The organism is Paenibacillus sp. sgz302190 (assembly GCF_059820445.1).
The window spans coordinates 15384-35506 of the sequence record NZ_JBZYAO010000005.1 but is presented as its reverse complement, the minus strand read 5'-3'; the positions used below and the strand labels follow the sequence as shown (position 1 = coordinate 35506).

Annotated in this window: 21 protein-coding genes and 1 riboswitch; of the genes, 4 read left to right on the top strand and 17 right to left on the bottom strand. The window is 51.2% G+C overall.

Annotated elements, in window-relative coordinates:
- Window positions 1-10: 10 nt before the first annotated feature.
- The 3 genes from cobJ to AC6RNO_RS08225 all read right to left on the bottom strand — a co-directional run bounded on the left by cobJ (window position 11) and on the right by AC6RNO_RS08225 (window position 2990).
- Window positions 11-1684, bottom strand: a complete 1674-nt coding sequence (cobJ, locus tag AC6RNO_RS08235) for a precorrin-3B C(17)-methyltransferase (RefSeq protein WP_488436647.1) — start codon at window positions 1682-1684, stop codon at window positions 11-13.
- Window positions 1685-1829: 145 nt separating this feature from the next.
- Window positions 1830-2033: riboswitch (cobalamin riboswitch) on the bottom strand.
- A 43-nt stretch (window positions 2034-2076) separates the two neighbouring features.
- The gene (locus AC6RNO_RS08230; RefSeq protein ID WP_488436646.1) at window positions 2077-2307 is read right to left on the bottom strand and encodes a hypothetical protein; all 231 of its coding nucleotides are present in this window, start codon (window positions 2305-2307) and stop codon (window positions 2077-2079) included.
- Window positions 2308-2321: 14 nt separating this feature from the next.
- Window positions 2322-2990 (bottom strand): DUF1361 domain-containing protein, encoded by a 669-nt coding sequence (locus tag AC6RNO_RS08225; RefSeq protein ID WP_497105167.1) that lies wholly within the window; start codon window positions 2988-2990, stop codon window positions 2322-2324.
- A gap of 167 nt (window positions 2991-3157) precedes the next feature.
- Between AC6RNO_RS08225 and AC6RNO_RS08220 the strand changes: the two genes are divergently transcribed.
- On the top strand, window positions 3158-3736 hold the full coding sequence (locus AC6RNO_RS08220) for a guanylate kinase (protein ID WP_474681529.1): 579 nt from the start codon (window positions 3158-3160) through the stop codon (window positions 3734-3736).
- 45 nt (window positions 3737-3781) lie between these two features.
- Here the strand turns inward: AC6RNO_RS08220 and AC6RNO_RS08215 are convergent, their stop codons facing one another.
- Window positions 3782-4069 carry a hypothetical protein gene (locus AC6RNO_RS08215; RefSeq protein WP_474681530.1) on the bottom strand — a complete coding sequence of 96 codons (288 nt, stop codon included), beginning with the start codon at window positions 4067-4069 and terminating at the stop codon, window positions 3782-3784.
- Window positions 4070-4328: 259 nt separating this feature from the next.
- On the bottom strand, window positions 4329-4838 hold the full coding sequence (locus AC6RNO_RS08210; protein ID WP_488436645.1) for an S-layer homology domain-containing protein: 510 nt from the start codon (window positions 4836-4838) through the stop codon (window positions 4329-4331).
- Window positions 4839-5592: 754 nt separating this feature from the next.
- On the opposite strand from AC6RNO_RS08210, the gene AC6RNO_RS08205 reads away from it, so the two are divergent.
- Window positions 5593-7176, top strand: a complete 1584-nt coding sequence (locus tag AC6RNO_RS08205; RefSeq protein WP_474681532.1) for a M4 family metallopeptidase — start codon at window positions 5593-5595, stop codon at window positions 7174-7176.
- A 255-nt stretch (window positions 7177-7431) separates the two neighbouring features.
- On the opposite strand, the gene AC6RNO_RS08200 is transcribed toward AC6RNO_RS08205, so the two are convergent.
- Both AC6RNO_RS08200 and AC6RNO_RS08195 read right to left on the bottom strand, forming a co-directional pair.
- Window positions 7432-7887: a GNAT family N-acetyltransferase gene (locus AC6RNO_RS08200; RefSeq protein ID WP_497105166.1), complete on the bottom strand. Its 456-nt coding sequence runs from the start codon at window positions 7885-7887 to the stop codon at window positions 7432-7434.
- 226 nt (window positions 7888-8113) lie between these two features.
- On the bottom strand, window positions 8114-8374 hold the full coding sequence (locus AC6RNO_RS08195; RefSeq protein WP_474681534.1) for a hypothetical protein: 261 nt from the start codon (window positions 8372-8374) through the stop codon (window positions 8114-8116).
- 311 nt (window positions 8375-8685) lie between these two features.
- On the opposite strand from AC6RNO_RS08195, the gene AC6RNO_RS08190 reads away from it, so the two are divergent.
- A complete protein-coding gene (locus tag AC6RNO_RS08190) occupies window positions 8686-9012 on the top strand; it encodes a YciI family protein (protein WP_497105165.1) in 327 nt (108 codons plus the stop codon).
- 53 nt (window positions 9013-9065) lie between these two features.
- Window positions 9066-9359: a type II toxin-antitoxin system HicB family antitoxin gene (locus AC6RNO_RS08185; RefSeq protein ID WP_474681536.1), complete on the top strand. Its 294-nt coding sequence runs from the start codon at window positions 9066-9068 to the stop codon at window positions 9357-9359.
- 138 nt (window positions 9360-9497) lie between these two features.
- Here AC6RNO_RS08185 and spo0A read toward each other — a convergent pair whose 3' ends face one another.
- From spo0A to xseA, 10 genes are all read right to left on the bottom strand, one after another.
- A complete protein-coding gene (gene spo0A / locus AC6RNO_RS08180) occupies window positions 9498-10295 on the bottom strand; it encodes a sporulation transcription factor Spo0A (RefSeq protein ID WP_474681563.1) in 798 nt (265 codons plus the stop codon).
- A gap of 239 nt (window positions 10296-10534) precedes the next feature.
- Window positions 10535-11863 carry a SpoIVB peptidase gene (gene spoIVB / locus AC6RNO_RS08175; RefSeq protein WP_497105164.1) on the bottom strand — a complete coding sequence of 443 codons (1329 nt, stop codon included), beginning with the start codon at window positions 11861-11863 and terminating at the stop codon, window positions 10535-10537.
- A 117-nt stretch (window positions 11864-11980) separates the two neighbouring features.
- Window positions 11981-13708 carry a DNA repair protein RecN gene (recN, locus tag AC6RNO_RS08170; RefSeq protein ID WP_497105163.1) on the bottom strand — a complete coding sequence of 576 codons (1728 nt, stop codon included), beginning with the start codon at window positions 13706-13708 and terminating at the stop codon, window positions 11981-11983.
- Between the two features lie 15 nt (window positions 13709-13723).
- Window positions 13724-14173 carry a transcriptional regulator AhrC/ArgR gene (gene ahrC / locus AC6RNO_RS08165; RefSeq protein ID WP_497105162.1) on the bottom strand — a complete coding sequence of 150 codons (450 nt, stop codon included), beginning with the start codon at window positions 14171-14173 and terminating at the stop codon, window positions 13724-13726.
- 3 nt (window positions 14174-14176) lie between these two features.
- Window positions 14177-14629 (bottom strand): hypothetical protein, encoded by a 453-nt coding sequence (locus AC6RNO_RS08160; protein WP_474681567.1) that lies wholly within the window; start codon window positions 14627-14629, stop codon window positions 14177-14179.
- 107 nt (window positions 14630-14736) lie between these two features.
- Window positions 14737-15564: a TlyA family rRNA (cytidine-2'-O)-methyltransferase gene (locus AC6RNO_RS08155; protein WP_497105161.1), complete on the bottom strand. Its 828-nt coding sequence runs from the start codon at window positions 15562-15564 to the stop codon at window positions 14737-14739.
- Between the two features lie 67 nt (window positions 15565-15631).
- Window positions 15632-17518: a 1-deoxy-D-xylulose-5-phosphate synthase gene (gene dxs / locus AC6RNO_RS08150; RefSeq protein ID WP_497105255.1), complete on the bottom strand. Its 1887-nt coding sequence runs from the start codon at window positions 17516-17518 to the stop codon at window positions 15632-15634.
- 87 nt (window positions 17519-17605) lie between these two features.
- Window positions 17606-18502, bottom strand: coding sequence for a farnesyl diphosphate synthase (locus tag AC6RNO_RS08145; RefSeq protein WP_497105254.1), 897 nt, complete (start codon window positions 18500-18502; stop codon window positions 17606-17608).
- Between the two features lies 1 nt (window position 18503).
- Window positions 18504-18764 (bottom strand): exodeoxyribonuclease VII small subunit, encoded by a 261-nt coding sequence (xseB, locus tag AC6RNO_RS08140; RefSeq protein WP_474681569.1) that lies wholly within the window; start codon window positions 18762-18764, stop codon window positions 18504-18506.
- The gene (xseA, locus tag AC6RNO_RS08135) at window positions 18754-20121 is read right to left on the bottom strand and encodes an exodeoxyribonuclease VII large subunit (protein WP_497105160.1); all 1368 of its coding nucleotides are present in this window, start codon (window positions 20119-20121) and stop codon (window positions 18754-18756) included. The genes xseB and xseA overlap by 11 nt, the downstream gene beginning before the upstream one ends.
- Between the last annotated feature and the right edge of the window lie 2 nt (window positions 20122-20123).

Here is a 20123-nt window from a genome sequence, read left to right as displayed (position 1 = left end):
GTATAACGTTCTAATCGCCGCAGACGGCGTTTTCAATGACGAATCCTTGCGCTTCCTGGTGGCGGTAGCCTTCTATTTCTTTAACGCGTTTAAAAAACTTGTGGAACCGCTCGTTCGGATGCCCTTCCCGCTTGTACCGCTCGACAATTCTGACGACCTGCTCGACGAGCTCCGACGGATCGATGCCTTCCGCTACCGGTTGGGCCGGATGCGCGTTTCTGCCGACGGTTTTGCCTCCCAAAAACAAATCGAACTTTTCCTTCCGGTATACGATGCCGATATCCTGCTGCACCGCGCCATAGCAAGCCATGCCGCAGCCGTTGAAGCCGATTTTCAGCTCCTTCGGTACCTCCAGATTGCCGATTCTTTGATGCAGCGCCTCCGCATAAGGAATCGATTCCCCTTTTTCCAGATTGCAAAAGTCGCAGGCTTTAATCTGCGCAACGTCGCCGATCGGCGAAAGCATGAGGCCGAGCTCGCTCAGCTCGGAAGTGATATCCTGCGGATTGTCCGTCTGGATGCGGACGATCAATTGATGGTGCGGCGAATATTCGATGTCGCCCCTGTCGCCGACGATTTCGCCCAGCGCGCATAACTGCGCCGCGCTCAACCGTTTATTTGCGATCCCCGGGCTTACCGCAAATTCAAAGATCGACTTTGTCGCGGTAAACGCCATCGGCTCCAAAGCCCCCGCAGCGCCGCCGCTGCCCCGGGAAACCAGCTCCAGCGCCTCCATCGCCAGCTGCAAAGGGCTGCTGGCTTGGGCCGCCGCTTGCGCTGCCTGCCGAACGGCCGGCTCTCCGCCGGCTGCGGCTCCCGCGCTTTCGCTCCGGTCTTCGGCCGGAGCCTCTTCCTCCTGCGCGAGCGCCCAAGGCTCCGCCTCGGCCCGCAGCCGCTGATGCGGCTTGAGCGGCTGCGTCTCCGCGCCCAGCGTATATTTGCGCTGATACCCCCGCGGGGTTATCAGCAGGCCGTCATAATTTTGGGTCGCCGAGTTGCCGATAATAATCGTTGTCAGCATCCCGATATCATGATTCAGCATATCGGCCAGCGTCGTTACGACGACGTGCTCCCGATCCCGGTATGCGCTCTTGACGATGCCGACCGGCGTTTGCGGCGAACGGTGCTGAAGCAAAATGCGCTGCGTCTCGACGATTTGCCGCGTCCTTCTTCCGCTGCGCGGGTTGTACAGCGCAATGACAAAATCCGCCTGCGCCGCGGCTTCCACCCGCCTTGCAATAAGCTCCCACGGCGTCAAATGGTCGCTCAAGCTGATCGTGCACGCATCGTGCATAATAGGCGCGCCCAGCAAGGATGCAGCGGAATTGATGGCCGAGATGCCGGGGATGATTTCAACTTCGACGCCGCCCGCTGGCGTCCACCCTTGCTCCATCAACACTTCGTAGACAAGGCCGGCCATCCCGTACACACCGGCGTCTCCGCTTGAGATGACCGCTACCTTTTTCCCCAGCTTCGCTTGTCTGACCGCCTCTTGCGCCCGGCTCACTTCCTCCGTCATTCCGGTTCTTACAATTTGTTGTTCCGAAATCAAGCCGGATATAAGATCGACATATGTATTGTAGCCGATGATGATTTCACTTTCTTGAATAGCCTCGCGCGCCCGCTTCGTAATATGTTCGAAACTTCCCGGCCCGAAACCGATGACGAGCAATTTCCCCGGCATAGCAATCACCCTTTCTAAAAACCTTTTGCACGAATAAAAAAGCATTTCCAACACAACATCATGTTAGAAATGCCTGGTTTGAACGTCTTTTCAATAAGCACAGGAGCAACCGCCCTCTAACACACCCTAATTCCTCGTAGGGCAAAAGTGTCGTTCAAACCGGGCAGGTCTCCTGACTTCGATCATACTCCCGGCGTCTTCCCGGGTATTGCCCAGTGACATGCTGCCAAGGAGAGGCTTTGCTCCAAAGCCCGATCGTTACAGTGGCGGGTCCGTGCCGGATTCTCACCGGACTTCCCTTTTAACTGAATGAAACGTATCATTCAGCACCTGGTTCCATCCATATGCAATTAAAATCATCCTATCATCAATCGTATGCATTGTCCATGCAATTATTCATAGACAGAGCGGTAGAGACCTTCCAGCAAACTCTTGTAATCGGCCGGATCGTACGCAATTTCGGAAAAGCCGACATGAATCACTTTGTTCGTCGTACGCACGACAAAAAAACTTTCTTCCGTCCGCTCCGGATCGATGTATGTATAACATTCCAGGTGAGTGCTGCCTGTTTTATTTTGCAAAAATTGCGTTGCCTCGATACTTAGATTTGCATATTTGGGCATGAAAACTCTCCTTCTTAACGAACGTTCTTTGCGGCGGCCCGATACCGGACAGAAGCGTAAAAAACAAGGTACAAACAGCTAAGAACCAGCATAAACACGCCGATAAAAACGAGCGCATCCCGCTGCTCCAGCAGCTTTATGGAATCTTGCGCGATCGCCCAGGGCTTGCGGAAAAAATCCCAGCTGTTATACCGCAAAAAGCGGCCCAAAAACACGCCAACGCTGCACAGCAGCAGCAAGACGCCGGCCAACATCCAGCTTGCGGCCGGGCGAAGCAGTCCCAACCATATTTCGTGCACGAGATAGAAGGCAAACAAGCCGACCCAAAGGGCAATAATCGCGGTAAAAGCGTTCAGCAATACGTCAAAATGTACGGGAACCGACGATTTCAAATATGTCAAATGCACCAGATCCGTCAACATATACGGAGCATTCGGCAAAAACAGGAGCCATACCAGCAATCCGATCAGCAGTCTGATGCGGAATGTTTGCTTCATATGCCACCAGTAACGAACGGCCAGCGCCGCCGCAAGCGGAATCCAGGCCAGCATCAAATTCGGCGCAATCAACCATCTGTACAGAAAGCTGCCCGACGACCCGTAAATACGGACCAGCAGCAGCGCCGTACAAGCCGCTGACGCGACCGCAAGCATACCGACCAAGTAAAACAATGCCCGATTCATTTGCACATATATTTTGAAATTCAGCAGGAACAGCTCCTTTCGACGTTTCTATTATACCGCACAATCTATGAAACACGAATTCTCTCTTTAATTTTCCGAATATTCGTACTATAATAAAACTATCACGATATCGCTTTCAAAATTTCATATTTGGAGGAGGATTCATTATGGGCGGACAGCAAACCGGCGGATTGATCTTTGTGTTCACAGGCACAAGCGGTTCCGGTCGCAAAACAATTGCGCACCAAATTGCCAAAGAGCTCGGCTTCTCATCGGTTGCATCTTACACAACACGAACTCCAAGACCTAAAGAAATCGAAGGCAGAGATTACAAATTCATTTCACGGAAAGCGTTCATCGATGCGGATATTAACGGTGAATTTTTTCAGACGGCGGAAATCGACGGAAATTTTTACGGAATCAAACGTGCGGACATCGATCAAGCTCTCAAGGAACACGGCTCTATTTACGTTATCGTCAACCGCTATGCGGCCAACCGTTTCAAATATGAGTTCGGCGAACGGGCTGTCCGAATTTTTATTTATGCAAACAAGCAGACGATTATGGAAAGGCTTCTGGCGCGCAGCACGCCGATGGACGTTATCGATCATTATATGAACCACTATATCGAGGAAGTTTCCTACCGCAAGCAATGCGAACATGTATTTGAAAATATGGACTTGAGTCAGACTACGGAACTTGTGAAAAACACAATGCTTTCCTACGTACCGGCGCCAGCAGGCTGAACCACCTAAAAAGAGACCCGCCTTTACAGGCTGGAGTCTCTTTTTTTAGCGATTCATGCTCCGCGCATGCTTGCGTCTTAACGCCACATGGCCGCCCAATAAAGAAACCGGCACGATGACGATCAGTCCGATGATTTGGTACCAAAAAGCAACGCCGGGATTGGAAATCAGAGAATCAAAGCCGACCGCCGCGCCAATCACGCCTATGCATCCGGCATTGAAGTACTCGGCCCGTTTGGCTACCTTGGCCGCTACGTAAGCGCCGTAGAAAGACCAAAACATGCCGATAACCAAAAACGCAGCCAGCCATCCCGTGTAAGAATAAATTTTCATCAGATCTTGTTCATTGTCAGATTGCGTGGACAAAAAAATGAGGCTTATGCTTGCAGAAGATAAAAAAGTCCCTACATTGTCCACAATTACGCCTAAAATTACGGCTAAAAAATGAAAACTTTTTTCGCTTTTTTTGTTTTGTTCATCCATATTATGATGTGTTTACCTTTCCTATATACTACTGCCGACTACCATTCATCATAACATGGACGTATGCGGAGTATCCAGTTTGGCGGAATATTCGCTTATTTAAGCGTGCTTATGGCGTCGCGGTCGGAGTTGCAGTTGTCGTAGCTGCAGGCGTTGTAGTCGGCGTCGAAGTGCCAGTTGCCGTTGCTGCAGGCGTAGCGGTTGGCGTCGTAGTCGGCACTGGCGTTGTCGTGGCCGAAGGTATGACAATATATCCTTTGTCCGCCAGGGAGCGAATAATTTTGACGACTTCGGCTCTAGTGATCGCTCCATTAGGAAGAAAAGTGCCGTCCGGGTAACCGTTGACCAAACCCAAGTTGGCTGCCCAGAGGACGTTGTCCGTATACCATTGTCCGCTTGGAACATCGCTGAAAATGCTTTGCGCCGTGCCGGCAGCATTTGTCGGGCTTGGGGTCGCCGTTCCGACATCCAGCGGCCGAACATAGCCTTGATTTCTGGCGGCAATATCAGGATTACGGTAATGATCGACGCTTCTCGCCCTCATATTGTTGCTGGTGCATCCAGCTATTAAGGACATGGATAGTACGGCTGCCGATAAGCACAAATAAAACTTTTTCATTGTTAGCTCACTCCTCTGTTAGTTTCCTTCATAGCATTTGCACGAATCCTTCAAATCAATCGGACGTTTTGACTCCTATGTATGGAAACTAACCCGGTTAGCAAAATGAGACCCATTTAATCAAAAAAATGCCGCTTGCTTACCGGTTGTTAAAAACCGATAAAACAGCGGCATTCTTTTTAAAAATGTGAAAACCGAATTACAAATCAAGAAAGCTTTGGATCAGTAAAAACGGCAGTGCACCAATCGCAATAAATGCATAAAGAAAACCTTTTAAAAAACTCATAACTTGTTTCACAATAATCACTCCTATTCTTTTGTCTATATTGTGAACTTAGTTCCATCTTACTCCTTTTTTTCGGCCGTTTTATTAAAGGAACATGAAAGCAACATTAATTTTCACAGCAAAAATGGCCGTAATCGCTTCCACTTGTGATTAAAATCATAGTCAACAAAATTAATTCTCATTTATTTCCATTTTATGTATTTCATTATTGATAGTTTTATGTTACTATATATATCATAATGATGTTATTATTTCTCATATAACCCTTTATATGGGCATTTGTATGCAGAATCTTGCATCATTATCCATTGCGCTTGCTAGTCTTAGATGCGCACTAAACTAGTACAGCCCAATATTGACCATTGGTTAAAAAAAAGGAGGCGATGTTTAAGTAGCAGTATCCAAACCATTTGTTTCCTTTAAACGGGAAAACAAAACTAAACCATTTAAGTTGGGAGAGATTCATTGATGAGAAAAGTATGGGTATCTATGATTACGGGTGCATTTTTGCTGGGGGCTGTGCAATCCGCACAAGCGGCTCCGCAGAGCAAGCCTGATGCTCTGAAAGATTGGTCTCCTGCCTTGTTCACAGCGGAAAATTGGAGCGCACCGAACGGAACTCCGGGCGAAGAAAAAATTTGGAAGTATCTCGACAGCAAAAAAGAGAAGCTGCAAATTGGCAAACGCGTTGCGCTTAAAGATCAAATTAAAATCGTGAAACAAGAAACCGACGCTAAGACAGGCGTACAGCATTATCGGTTAAAGCAGTATATTCAAGGCGTGCCGGTTTATGGCGCGGAGCAGACGGTGCATATTGATAAAGAAGGAAAAGTCACTTCCTTCTTCGGCAGTGTGCTGCCGGATGACAATCAAGCGTTGTCCAAAGGCATCGCTTCCCAAATTACGGAACAGCAAGCCATCTCTATTGCCGAGAAAGATACAGAAAGCATCGTCGGTAAACTTGGCGAGCCCCAAAAAACACCAAAAGCTGAGCTGAACGTATACTTAAATGATGGACAACCTGTGCTCGCCTATATAACGGAGGTCAACGTTCTGGAGCCAACGCCGACCCGCACGCGTTATATAATTAGCGCCGAAGACGGCAGCATTATATTCAAATACGACTTGCTGCAGCATGCCACGGGTACAGGCACAGGCGTACTGGGCGACACCAAAACGTTCACAACCACTTTATCCGGTTCGACTTACCAATTATTCGATAGCACCCGCGGCAACGGCATTGTAACTTATACCGCTTCCAACGGCACCTCGCTGCCTGGAACCTTGCTGACCAAGTCCAACAATGTTTGGACAGATGGAGCAGCGGTAGACGCGCATACGTACGCAGAAAAAGTATATGACTTCTACTCCTCCAAATTCGGCCGGAACAGCCTGGACGGCAACGGCTTGCGGATCAAATCGACGGTTCATTACAGTACCGCTTACAACAATGCCTTTTGGAACGGCAGTCAAATGGTGTTCGGAGACGGGGATGGATCTGTTTTTATCCCGCTATCCGGTGATTTGGACGTAGTCGGCCATGAATTAACCCATGGCGTTATCGAGTATTCCGCCGATTTAAATTATTACGGAGAATCCGGGGCGCTAAACGAATCCATTGCCGATATTATGGGAAATACGATCGAATCCAAAAACTGGCTGATCGGCGATGCCGTATATACGCCTTCCGTCTCCGGAGACGCACTTCGCTCCATGTCAAATCCAACATTGTACGGCCAACCCGACTACTATCCGAACCGCTACACCGGTTCCTCTGACAACGGCGGTGTGCATACGAACAGCGGAATCAACAACAAAGCGTTCTACCTGCTTGCTCAGGGCGGTACGTTCAAAGGCGTCACCGTAGCCGGAATCGGCCGGAGTGCGGCTGTAGATATTTATTATCGTGCCCTTGTTTACTATCTGACCCCTACATCCAATTTCTCAGCTATGCGCGCTAGTGCCATCCAGGCGGCAACCGACTTGTACGGAGCAAATTCCAGTCAAGTAACAGCGGTTAAAAATGCTTATTCCGCGGTTGGGGTATCATAATCCGCCGCAATACGGCACCGCTTATGAAACAAATCGTTAAACATTAATGGATGAAAAGCAGGGCTGGCCCTTGTCATAGCGCAGTCGATTGAACCACTTGCGAGTGCAAACAATCGCTTCAACGTTATGCGAGGGCCAGCCCTCTTTTATTAAAGAAAAACTGCTCCTTTGCCGATGCGAGCGCTTATATCTTCCAGCCGCGAAATGCTTGCCTTCAACCAATGGAAACAGACCCTTAATCTTAATACACGTACGTTACAAATGCAGTTCCATGGGATCGTTACATAGCGTATACCCGTTCCTTGAATAGAACTCCCTGCTCTCTTCGCTTGGCCAGACGATAATGAATTCAAACTTGCTAGCCGTCGCCCACTCACGAATCACTTGTAGAAGTTGACCACCGATTCCTCGTGACCGATAGCCTGGGTCGGTGTAGACGTTAGTCATGTAGGCAAACGGATATGTATTTCTTCCTGGCCGCGGCACTTTATCGATCAATTGGATATAGACATGAGACGTTATGATGCCATCCAATTCTGCAACCCAAATATGCCAGCGTTCGCCAAGCATAGCCTGTTCAAGAAATGCTCGGCACTTTGCAGCAAAAAGATCGAAATCATCCCGTACATGGGGTTGATGCTCCGAAGTAAATTCCCACCGCATCAAAATCAACGACTCAATGTCATTCTCAGTGGCCTTTCTAATGTTCATGAGCGACCTCCAACGTATTCATGTTCTAAGATCGAATACTGGTATGAATCGTGCCATTTTCCTTTGTTCCATCAGTATTTGGCCCCCAAATCATATATCGAACAACCTCGGCATCTGATGCGTAACGATGAACAGCGTTATAATCTTCAATTAAGAACTCTCTAATTATCAGACGATCCGTTTCTAGCCTCATAGTATCTCCCCTGCCTTTTTAGTCACTGAATCGCTACATCTTCTCATTATCCCTAAAGTGAAAATGTTCGTGGTAAATTCCGTTCATTCCGATCAGTTTGCCGCTCTTCTTATGATAGTAAGGAAACGTACGATTTATGGGCAACTGGAGGAGATGATAATTCATATTTTTCGGTAATGCATCCAGTTCAGCGATAGCTTTATCGCGAGAAGTGTAAATTCCGATCGGATAAAAGTTGGGGAAGCCTCCTGTATTCTCAGCTACAAAAATCGCCCAAATGTACTCATCCACCATTCAAAATAATCCTCACTTTCCACATGCGCCCGATTTACAAGTTCCAAAATTGCTAGTCCCCCTCAAAAGCATAAACCTTGTGGAGCAATCTTCGCAATGAAAAATCAAGTATTGTAACGTTCATATCTGTGTTAATGCTAGCTAGTATGCCGTGAGTCATTCTGAAAACGCGGGCCTGTATAATGCAGACGCTATTTGCGTTGAATCATCTATGTTACTTGTATAACGAAAAGGATTTGTGGGATAATTGACATTGAGCGTCATGGGTATGAAATACAATTTTAGGGTAATGGAATGGAGGGTTTTCCGTAATGTCGGATAGCACCGCAAGCAATAATCCGGGAAAAATGCACTTTATGTTATGGTCTACGCCGCCAAGAACAACTTTTCCACAGGATATGACCGCAGAAGAACGGAACGTTATGCACCAACACATTGCCTATTGGACGGATAAACAGAATCAGGGGATTGTTCTGGTTTTCGGACCGATTCGAAAACCGAACGATCCTCACGGGCTCGCCATCATCGAGGTTGAAAATGCAGACCAAGTCCCACAACTCATCGCAGAAGATCCCGCCGTTATAGCGGGTGTGATGACTACGGACTTTTATCCGATGTTGGCAACCTTACCCAAATAACAATCTTCACTAAAGAATTCACTTGCGGCGATACAGACAATGAAGCCTTGCGTATGGCTAAAGAGTGTTTAGCGCTTCATCTATACGGTATGGAACGTGATAATGACGATATTCCGGAACCAGCACGGGTAATTGATATCAAAAAGGAAAATGAGCGTCAGGCAATCGTACTCATTGAGGTGTGGATGACTCCTTTTCGCGATGAGATGGCGAACAAGTCCGTAAAGAAAACGCTGACCATTCCGAAATGGCTCGACGATATCGCAGTAGAGCAGCACGTAAACTTTTCGCATATATTACAGGATGCGCTTAAAACGTATCTTGGCGTAAGCGATCGGAATAAATAACGTAGAAAACCTACCGTTTAGCCGCGGTAGGTTTTCTACGTTATCTGAGCGAATCTAGCCGCTAAATTAACCCGTTTGTTACGTGAAGGAACGATCAAGTGGTTTAGCGAGCTTCCAAACTCCGCGTCATTCCTGCTTTCACGACACCTTATGCTCAATTCTCAGCTTATCCGCCACCATCGCGATGAATTCGCTATTCGTCGGTTTCGATTTCGATATATTAATCGTGTAGCCAAAAATAAAGCTGATGCTGTCGATGTTGCCGCGGGTCCAGGCGACTTCAATCGCGTGGCGGATGGCGCGTTCGACGCGGCTTGGGGTTGTTTTGTATTTTTCGGCAATGGCCGGGTACAGCGTTTTGGTAATGGCTCCAAGGATCTCGATGTTATTGTAAACCATCGTGATCGCTTCTCGCAGGTACTGGTATCCTTTAATATGTGCAGGAACGCCGATTTCATGTATGATGCTCGTAATGTTGGCGTCCAAATTTTTACCTTTTGGCATATGAACAACGTTCGCTTTGGGTGAAGGCGAAGTCATGGCCGCAGATTGATTGCCTCCAACCAGCTGACGGATTCGATTCGTAAGCACTTCCATATCAAAAGGTTTAAGTATGTAGTAAGAAGCTCCCAGTTGAACGGCTTTTTGGGTGATGTTTTCTTGCCCGAAAGCGGTCAGCATGATGATCTTGGGCTGCGGATTCAAATTCATTTCGCGAAGCTTTTCAAGGACGCCGAGGCCGTCCAGATGAGGCATGATGATGTCCAGAATCAGTACATCCGGCACTTCGCGCTGCTGTTCAATGAAGCGAAGCACCTCATTTCCGTTGTAAGCGACGCCTGCAATTTCCATGTCCTCTTGTTCACCGATAAACTCTGATAATAAGTGAGTGAACTCACGATTATCATCTGCCAGCAACACCTGAATTTTTTGCAACTTGAAATCCTCCTTTTAGCTACTAATACAAGTTGATTTGGTAAATTTTCTCTCTTAGGTTAAGGTATTCGACACCCTGGTTTAAATTCCTCCTGTCGAAAATTATTTTTCTTTCCTTTTTTTTCGATTTCTTATATAATTAAATATTTATCTTCTATTTCCAACATTTTTCGACATGATTATTTGGAAATTGAACCATATAAGAAAGAGAGGCCATATAAGAGAAAAATCAAAGGCCTCTAGCTAGCCTTTGATTCTGTCGATGAAGGTCTCAAAATGATACCGGAATCCTGCAGCATCCATTCGATGAAACAGCCATAGCCGCTCGTCGGATCGTTGACAAATACATGCGTAACCGCTCCGATCATTTTGCCGTTCTGGATAATAGGGCTGCCGCTCATGCCTTGCACGATGCCGCCTGTTTTCTCCAAGAGCCGCGGGTCGGTAATTTTGATCACAATGCCTTTAGTGGCCGGGAAATCCTGTTTGGAAACGTGGACGACCTGAATATCGAATTTCTCGACTTTTTGACCTTCCACCACCGTGTAGATTTGGGCTGGGCCTTCTTTCACTTCTTCCGCAAAAGCAACGGGGATCGCATCTTTCTCCAGGCTATGATCCGGTGCCGAGTACATTTTGCCGAAAATGCCGAAGGCGGTATTTTTCTCGATATTGCCGATCACTTTGCTGTCTTTGTATAAAGTGGCGCGTTTCTCGCCGGGTTCTCCGTTGTGGCTTTTGGCGATGGACGTTACGTTCGAATAGACGATGTCCCCTGCGCCAACGACGATCGGAGTTTGCGTGTCCATATCCGTAATCACATGCCCCAGCGCCCCGTATACGCCCTGATCAGGCGCATAGAAGGTCAAGGTGCCGACACCGGCTGCGGAATCGCGAATATACAGCCCTAGCCGGTACGATTTATCGACGATGTCGTAAGCAGGCTGCAGCTTGACTAGAATCTCTTCGTTATTGCGGCGAATCGTCAGATCGAGCGGTGCTTTACTTTCTCCAGCTTTCGTAACGAGATCTGCTACTTTGCTGACATCTTTGGATTCTTTGCCGTTAATTTTGGTAATGAGATCGCCGACCTGAATTTTGGCTTCTTCTCCGGGGGAAATCTTTTTGTCCTGAGCAACGGAAACAAGATGGTGGCCGACGACCAAAATACCCGCCGACTTGATTTTTACGCCTATCGTCTGGCCGCCGGGGATCACTTTCAAATCGGGAACGACGTTCACTCTAACCGTTTTGATCGGAATGGCGCCGAACAGCTTGACTTTCATTTCCGTTTGGCCGGAACGGTCAGACTGCAAAGAAATAGGCTCTTTCAAATTAACCTGAAATGAGTGCTTGGCATTGCCGTTGACTTTTACGATATCCGGATTGTTGACCGTGACCTGGGCGCTCACCGGCATCGTCAATTGGAGCTGTTTTTTCTGGCCGCTGAACAAGCGCAGTTCTTCGGGAAATGAGGCAAAGCTTTGGAAAGGCGCGGACAAACTAACCATACAAACGAAGAAGACGAGCAAGAGTCCTATCAATCTTTTTCTTTTGCTGGATTGCAACTATTTCACGCTCCTTTACACTTCCTGAGCCCTGACGAACAGCTTCGTCAAATGCGTACCTATAACTTAACCCCACTCCCCCGGTTTTATAACTGAAAATGATAGCTGTGCAAACTTTTATATCCTTGATTTCTTTTCATTCGCCAAAGTAATCATTTCTTCCGCATGGTGCAAGGTTTTATCCGTAACTTCAACGCCGCCGAGCATTCGCGCCAGTTCCTGCGTCCGCCCCGCTTCCGGCAAATCGTTGACGCGCGTAAACGTGCGCTCGCGGTCCACTTCCTTATGGATGGCAAAATGAACATCGGCCATGCAAGCCACCTGCGGCAGATGCGTGATCGAAAATACTTGGCAGCTGCGCGAAAGCACCGACATTTTCTCGGCGATCGCCTGCGCGGCGCGGCCGCTTACCCCTGTGTCGACTTCGTCAAAAACGAGCACGGGAATTTGATCGATGCGGGCGAATATCGCCTTCATCGCCAGCATAATCCGCGACAGCTCGCCCCCCGAGGCGATTTTGCTCAGCCCGCGCAGCGGTTCGCCGGGATTCGGCGCCATCAAGAACTCGATCTGATCGATACCTTCCCGGCTGAAACGGACTTTGCCGCCGTCCACATCGATTCCGCGTTCGTCCGGTACACGCTGGACTTGCACCCGGAATTGGGTTCGTTCCATTTGCAAGTCGCGCAGCTCCGCCTCAATTTGCACGGCCAATTGTTCCGCAAGCCGCTTGCGGATGTCCGAGAGATCGACCGCCGCCGCGGCGAGCTGCCGCTCCAGAACGGCCAAGCGGTCCTCCAGCCTGCGGATATGCTCGTCTTTATTTTCGATGGTGTCCACTTCTTTAATGATTTTATCCAAATAAGCGAGCATTTCCGGTATATGTTCCCCATATTTGCGGCGCAAAGAGGAAATCTGGTCAAGCCGCTCCTCAATAAAATCGAGCCGCTCGGGATTGAATTCGATTTCATCGCGGTAATCCCGCATTTGATAAGCCGCATCCTCCAACTGGTAGTAGGCAGATTGCGCCTGCTCCAGAAGCGGGTTCAGCTTGGCCGAATCCAACTGGACGATGTCCTGCAGCCGGTTGATCGATTTGCGCACCGCATCCAGTCCACGATTGGAGGCGTAAAGCAAATCGTAAGACTCCGAGGCGCTTTGGTACAGCTTTTCGGCATTGGCTAGCTTGCGTTTTTCCTCAGCCAGCGTTTCGTCTTCGCCCGGCTTCAGCTTCGCCGCGGACAGCTCCTCAATTTGGAACCGGTACAAATCGAGCATTTGCAGCGCCTGCTTGCTCGTCTCCTGCAGCTCGCGCAGTTCCTTTTGCAGACCGGTGTACTGGTCGTACGCCTCCTGATAGGTTTGCTTCGCCCGGCGGATTTCCGCTTCGCCGAACAGATCGAGCGAATGAATGTGCTCGTCCACTTTTAACAAAGACTGGTGCTCATGCTGCCCGTGAATGTTGACCAGGCTTTCGCCCGCTTCCTTTAGCATCGTCAAATTGACCAGTTGCCCGTTGATCCGGCTGGAACTTTTCCCCGCTGTCGTCACTTCCCGGCGTATGATCAAATGCTCGCTAGCATCGGCTTCTATCCCGAGATTCGTAAGCGTTTGCCAAACCGGATGATCGGCAGGCAGCTCGAACATCGCTTCGATCTCCGCCTTATCTTCGCCGTAACGAACCAGCTCCGACGAGCCGCGGCCGCCTGCGATCAGTGTCAAGGCATCGATAATGATCGATTTCCCTGCGCCTGTCTCCCCCGTCAATACATGAAAGCCTTCTTTAAACCGAATATGTACATGTTCAATGACCGCCAGGTTGCGAATCGATAGTTCCGTCAGCATGTTTTCCTCCAGGCATTAGGATAGTAAGGACATGATTTGATTGACAAAAGATTGGCTTTGATCTTTGCCGCGGCAAATAACGAAAATCGTATCGTCCCCGCCGATCGTTCCCATCACTTCCGCCCACTCCAGGTTGTCGAGCAGCGCGCAAATCGTATTCGCCGTTCCCGGCAAGCATTTCATGACGACGAGATTGTCCGTATAATCGATGCTCACAAAATGATCGCTGAGCGCCCTGCGCAGCCGCTGCATCGGGTTGTAGCGCTGATCCGCCGGCATCGAATATTTGTAGCGGCCGTCATCCAAAGGAACTTTGATCAGATGAAGCTCTTTAATGTCCCGGGAAACGGTTGCCTGCGTTACATGAAAACCGGCGGCGCGCAGCGATTCCACAAGCTCATCCTGAGTTTCAATCTCATGATTCGTAATGATTTCCCTTATTTTCACATGCCTTTGACCCTTCATTGCTTACACCTCTATATGAAACGTAATTTTTTTAATTTTTTGCTGCTCCATATCTACATACAGCACGCCGGACGCTTCCGGATAAATAAGGCTGTAGGGCAGCAGCATATCGCGAACGGCGCTTCCCGTCATTTCGAGAGGCTTGCGGTCTTTGGCCAGCTTTACCAGGTACAACTCTTCGTTCTTTTGCACAAAATAGTCGATAAAATACCGGCTTTCCAGCTGTTCGCTGTCATTCACAACCATGGTGACGGGAACCTTGGTTTTCCCTGCGAGCACATCAAACCCGGCTCCTTCCAGCAGTTCCACAGTATCGTCATAAGGAACATCCGCTTCGGCAGGCACGCGAAAACGCTTCTTTACAGGCGTATTCAGCCACCGCTGGAAACGCAGCATCATAAAGCCCGTAAAGACGATCAGGATTAGCAAAATGACTGTAATATCGCCCTTTTCCATGTCCATCACCTCGCCTTACTATTCGCGGGGTTCCCGGAAAATCCTTTTTTTCCAGCAAAAAACCCATCTCTGCGCCCTCATGTCACACGGACGGGCTCAGGATGAGTTTATTTGCCATGCAGTTTCTGCGCTTCACGAACCGTAGTCTGAATGGCAGACTCCATGCCGCCCGCGGCAATCGAAGAATGCTCCCCGCCGCAGGTCCAGTACGCCAAAAACTCAATATTGCCTTCCCCGCCCGTAATGGGAGAAAAAGTCAGCCCCTGCAAGCGAAAACCCAGCTCATCGGCAAAAGCAAGCACGGACCTCAGCACTTCTTCGTGTACTTCGGGGTCGCGAACGACGCCAGATTTGCCGACTTTGTCCCGGCCGGCCTCGAATTGCGGCTTGATCAGCGCGATGACGGCGCCTTGCTCCTGGAAAATCTCTTTCAGCGGCGGCAAAATGATACGCAGCGATATAAAAGAGACGTCAATCGTCGCAAAAGTCGGCGGCGGTCCCGTCAAATCGTCCCTTTTGGTGAAGCGGAAATTCGTCCGCTCCATGACGTTCACGCGCTCGTCGTTGCGCAGCGACCAGTCCAGCTGGTTGTAACCCACGTCGACAGCGTATACGTAAGAAGCCCCGTTTTGCAGGGCACAGTCCGTGAACCCGCCGGTCGATGCCCCGATATCGAGCATCACCGCCCCTTGCAAATCGATGTCAAACAGTTTCAGCGCTTTCTCCAGCTTCAGCCCGCCCCTGCTTACATAAGGATGCACGGCGCCTTTGACCTTGAGCGCGGCTTTGCGGCTGATTTTGGTGCCTGCTTTGTCCACAGGCTCTTCATCCGCAAAAACAAGGCCTGCCATAATAGCGGCCTTCGCTTTTTCCCGGCTTTCAAAATATCCATGCTCCAAAAGCAAAATATCAATTCGTTCTTTATCCGACGACATGTAAAGTTTGAACTCCTTGTCTCGCAGCTTCGTTAGCGAAGCGGCTGCGTGCACCGCCCCGCCGGTTTTACGCCCGCTGGCGTTTGCGCGGAACTAAAGCTTTCACTTCCGCGACAAGATTTTGCAGCGTCAGGCCGACTTCCTCGCGCTGCTCCTTCACCGAACCGTGCTCGACAAAATAGTCGGGCACGCCGAGCAGCTTGACGGGCAGCCCCACAATACCGCGAGCCGCATAAAATTCCAGCACCGCGCTGCCGAATCCGCCTTGAATCGATCCTTCTTCCATCGTAACGATCGGAAGAGCTTCATGCGCCAATTGCAGCAAATACGCTTCGTCCAGCGGCTTAATAAACCGCGCATTGACAACGCGCAGATGGAAGCCCTCTTTCGCCAGCAGTTCGGCCGCTTCCTCGGCGATTTCCACCATCGGACCGACGGCCAGCACGGCCGCATGGTCGCCGTCCCGCACCGTATCCCAGGTGCCGATCGGAATCGCTTTCGGGACCTCGTCAAGCTTCGCGCCTCGCCCGTTAATGCGGGGATAACGGTAAGCGATCGGACCCTCACCGTATTCAAGCGCCGTCTGCATCATATCCCGCAGTTCCCGCTCGTCCTTCGGCATCATCAGCACCATATTCGGCAGCGAGCGGAGAAAGGCGATATCGTACACGCCTTGATGCGTCTCGCCGTCCGGCCCGACAAAGCCCGCGCGGTCGATGGCGAACGTCACGTTCAGCTTCGGCCGGCAAATATCGTGAACGACTTGATCGTAAGCTCTTTGGAGGAATGTCGAGTATACGGCATATACCGGCTTCAAGCCTTCGCTGGCCAATCCCGCGCACAGCGTTGCGGCGTGCTGCTCGGCGATGCCTACGTCGATCATCCGATCCGGGAACTGTTTGGCAAACTTCAGCAGCCCAGATCCTCCCGGCATCGCCGGCGTGACGGCAATGATCCGCGAGTCCTTCTCCGCCAGCTCGATCAGCGTATTGCCGAAAACTTCCGTATACATCGGATGGCCTGCGGATTTCAGCATTTGGCCCGATTCGATCTTGTACGGCCCTGCGCCGTGCCAGGTCAGCGAATCTTTTTCCGCCGGCGTGTAGCCTTTGCCTTTGGTCGTTACGACGTGCACGAGCACGGGTCCGGCCACTTTTTCCGCCTGTTTGAGCGTATCCATAAGCACCGGCAAATTATGTCCGTCGACAGGGCCGATATAGGTGAAGCCCAATTCTTCGAACCAAACGCCGTTCAGTACAAAATATTTGAGACTGTCCTTCAGCTTCTCCGCCGTCTTGGCCAGCGTTCCGCCGATGGCAGGAATTTTCTTAAGTAAATGCTCGACTTCCTCTTTCGCTTTCAAATAGTGGCGGTCCGAGCGGATCTTGCTTAAATAGTTATGAATCGCCCCAACGTTGGGCGCAATCGACATTTCGTTGTCGTTGAGCACGACAATCAAATTTTTCTTTTCATGGCCGATATGGTTCATGGCCTCCAGCGCCATGCCGCCTGTAATCGCGCCGTCGCCGATCACAGCGACAACTTTGTAATGCTCGCCTTGCAAATCCCGCGCCATCGCCATGCCCATCGCCGCTGACAGCGAAGTGCTGCTGTGGCCGGCCTCCCAGACGTCATGCTCGCTTTCGGAGCGTTTGACAAAACCGCACAAGCCCTTGTATTTGCGGAGCGTATCGAACTTGTCCATGCGGCCTGTCAATATTTTATGAACGTAAGCTTGGTGGCCCACGTCAAATATCAATTTATCGTACGGGCTGTGGAACAGGGTATGCAGCGCTATGGTGAGCTCAACCACACCTAAGTTGGGGGCCAGATGTCCACCTGTAACGGACAGCTTCTCGATCAGAAATTGCCGGATCTCATCCGCCAACGTCTCAAGCTCCGTTATGGATAAACGCTTCAAATCCTCAGGCTGATTGATTTGTTCGAGCAGCACGCTTGTTTCCTCGCTTTCAATGTTCAAAATGCTAAGTTTGCACCATTATAACATAAAATGGAGCGCGACGTACTATATCGGCGTTCGCTAGTGATCCCTTTGCATCAAATAATCCGCCAGCTGCAGCAGACGGGCGGGATTCGGCAGCTGCGCCTTCAACAGCGCTTCTTTGCCTTCGGCGGTCAGCTGTCTCACTTTTTGCTCCGAAGCTTCGATCCCGATGAAATACGGGTACGTCACCTTTTCCTGCTTCTCATCGCTTTTAACCGGTTTGCCCAGTTTTGCTTCATCTCCGATGAGATCCAGAATATCATCCTGAATTTGGAAAGCGAGGCCGATGCATAGCCCGAACCGGCTAAGCGCGGCGAGCTGCTCTTCCGACGCTTCGGCAATGTGGCCGCCGGCGCGCAGGGAAAAGACGATCAAATCGCTCGTTTTGTGCGTATGAATATATTCAAGCTCTTCCAGCTTCGTGATGCCCTGCTCGCCCAGCATGTCGGCGGCTTGTCCGCCAACCATGCCCCGGGCTCCGGCAAAGAAAGAAAGCTCTTCGGTAATGGCAAGTATGCGCTCGGCCGACGCGCCGTGAACCTTGCGCGCCTGCGCAACGCTGTAGAACGCATGCGTCAGCAGCGCGTCGCCGGCCAGAACGGCCATCGCTTCGCCGTATACTTTATGGTTCGTCGGCTTGCCGCGGCGATAATCGTCGTTGTCCATCGCCGGCAAATCGTCGTGAATCAGGGAATACGTATGAATCATCTCGATGGCGCAGGCGACCGGAAGCGCCGCTTCCTTCGAACCTCCGAGCGCCTCTGCCGCTGCCAGGACGAAAATCGGCCGCAGCCGCTTGCCCCCGGCCATCAAAGAGTAATTCATCGATTCCCGCAGCGGACCGGGGACCTGCCACTGGGCAGGCAGCGACTCAGCGAGCGCCGCCTCCACTTTTTCCGCTTCTTCGGTTATATAGTCGCGTATCGTGCTTATGTTATTCAACCGAATTCCCCTTATCCTCCAAGGCCGGTTGGAAAGGCTTGCGGGTGACGCCCGCTTCCCCTTCCACCAGCATCTCGATTTTCTTCTCGACCTGCTCCAGCTTCAAGCCGCACAGGTGGGAAAGACGAACCCCTTCCTGATACAGCTCGATCGCTTTTTCCAAAGGAACGTCCCCGCTTTCCAACTGGCCGACGATGCGTTCCAACTGCTCGATCGCCTGCTCGAAGCTGAGTTCCGTTTCGCTATTTGACATCCTCGATCTCCTCCATACCCCATACGTGACAATCCAGCTTGCCGTCCGACAGCCGGATTTTGATAACGTCCCCGATCTGCACCTGACGGGTGGAACGGATCAGCGTCCGCTCCTTCTCGTCGTACGCCAGATTGTAGCCGCGCTGCATGACTTTCAGCGGGCTGAGCGCGTCCAGATGGCGGACGCCGGACTGCCACTCCTGCTTTTTGACGCGCAGGAGGCTCTGCATCGCCGTGTCCAGCTGCCGGCCGGCTGTAACCAGCCGCCGCTTCGCATACACGGCCTGCTCGCGCGGATCGAAGCCGGACAGCTTGCGCTCCAGCTTCATGTGGCGCTCGGCAGCGCGGGCAAGCCGCTGCCGGATGCGGTAACCGAGCTGCTCCGCCAGCCGGTCGAGCCGCTGCGCAGGCTGCATCAGCAGCTGCCTGCGCGGGTTCGTCAGGAACGGGGAGCGCTTCGCGCGCTCCAGCCGTTCCTGCTTGCGGCGCAGCTGCTGGAGCAGCCCGTAATGCAGCCTCTGCGCATGCTGCGACAGCTGCTGCTTCAGCTCGAGGTGGTGCGGCACCGCGAGCTCGGCCGCCGCCGTAGGCGTCGGCGCTCTGAGATCGGCGACGAAGTCCGCGATCGTGAAGTCCGTCTCGTGGCCGACGGCCGAGATGACGGGAATCGCGGAGCCGGCGATCGCCCGCACGACCGCTTCCTCGTTGAACGCCCACAGCTCCTCGAGCGAGCCGCCGCCGCGGCCGACGATGAGCACCTCGGCTTCACCGAGCCGGTTCATCGCTTCGATCGCCTTGACGATCGAAGGCGCCGCCTGCGCCCCCTGTACAAGCACCGGGTACAGGAGAATCGGGATCGACGGGTAGCGCCGCTGCAGCGTGATGATAATATCGCGGATAGCGGCCCCCGTCGGAGACGTGATCACGCCGATCGCGCGCGGAAACCGGGGAATCGGTTTCTTGCGCTCCGCCGCGAACAGCCCTTCGGCTTCGAGTTTCTTTTTCAACTGCTCGAAGGCCAGATACAAGCTGCCGATGCCGTCAGGCTGCATCGCCGTCACATAGAACTGGTACGCTCCGTCCCGCTCGTACACCGAAATGTTGCCGCGGGCGATGACCCGCGTGCCTTCCTTCGGCATAAACGCAAGCTTCTGGTTATGCGAAGCGAACATGATGCTTTTCAGACGTCCGTCCGCATCTTTCAGCGTAAAATACATATGCCCGCTGGAATGATGCGTAAAGTTGGATATTTCGCCGCGCACCCACACGTCCTGCAGACGGGGGTCGCCCTCCAGCGCCATTTTGATATAACGGTTCAAATCCTTGACGGATAAGATTTTCGCCTCGTTTTTAGCCATAA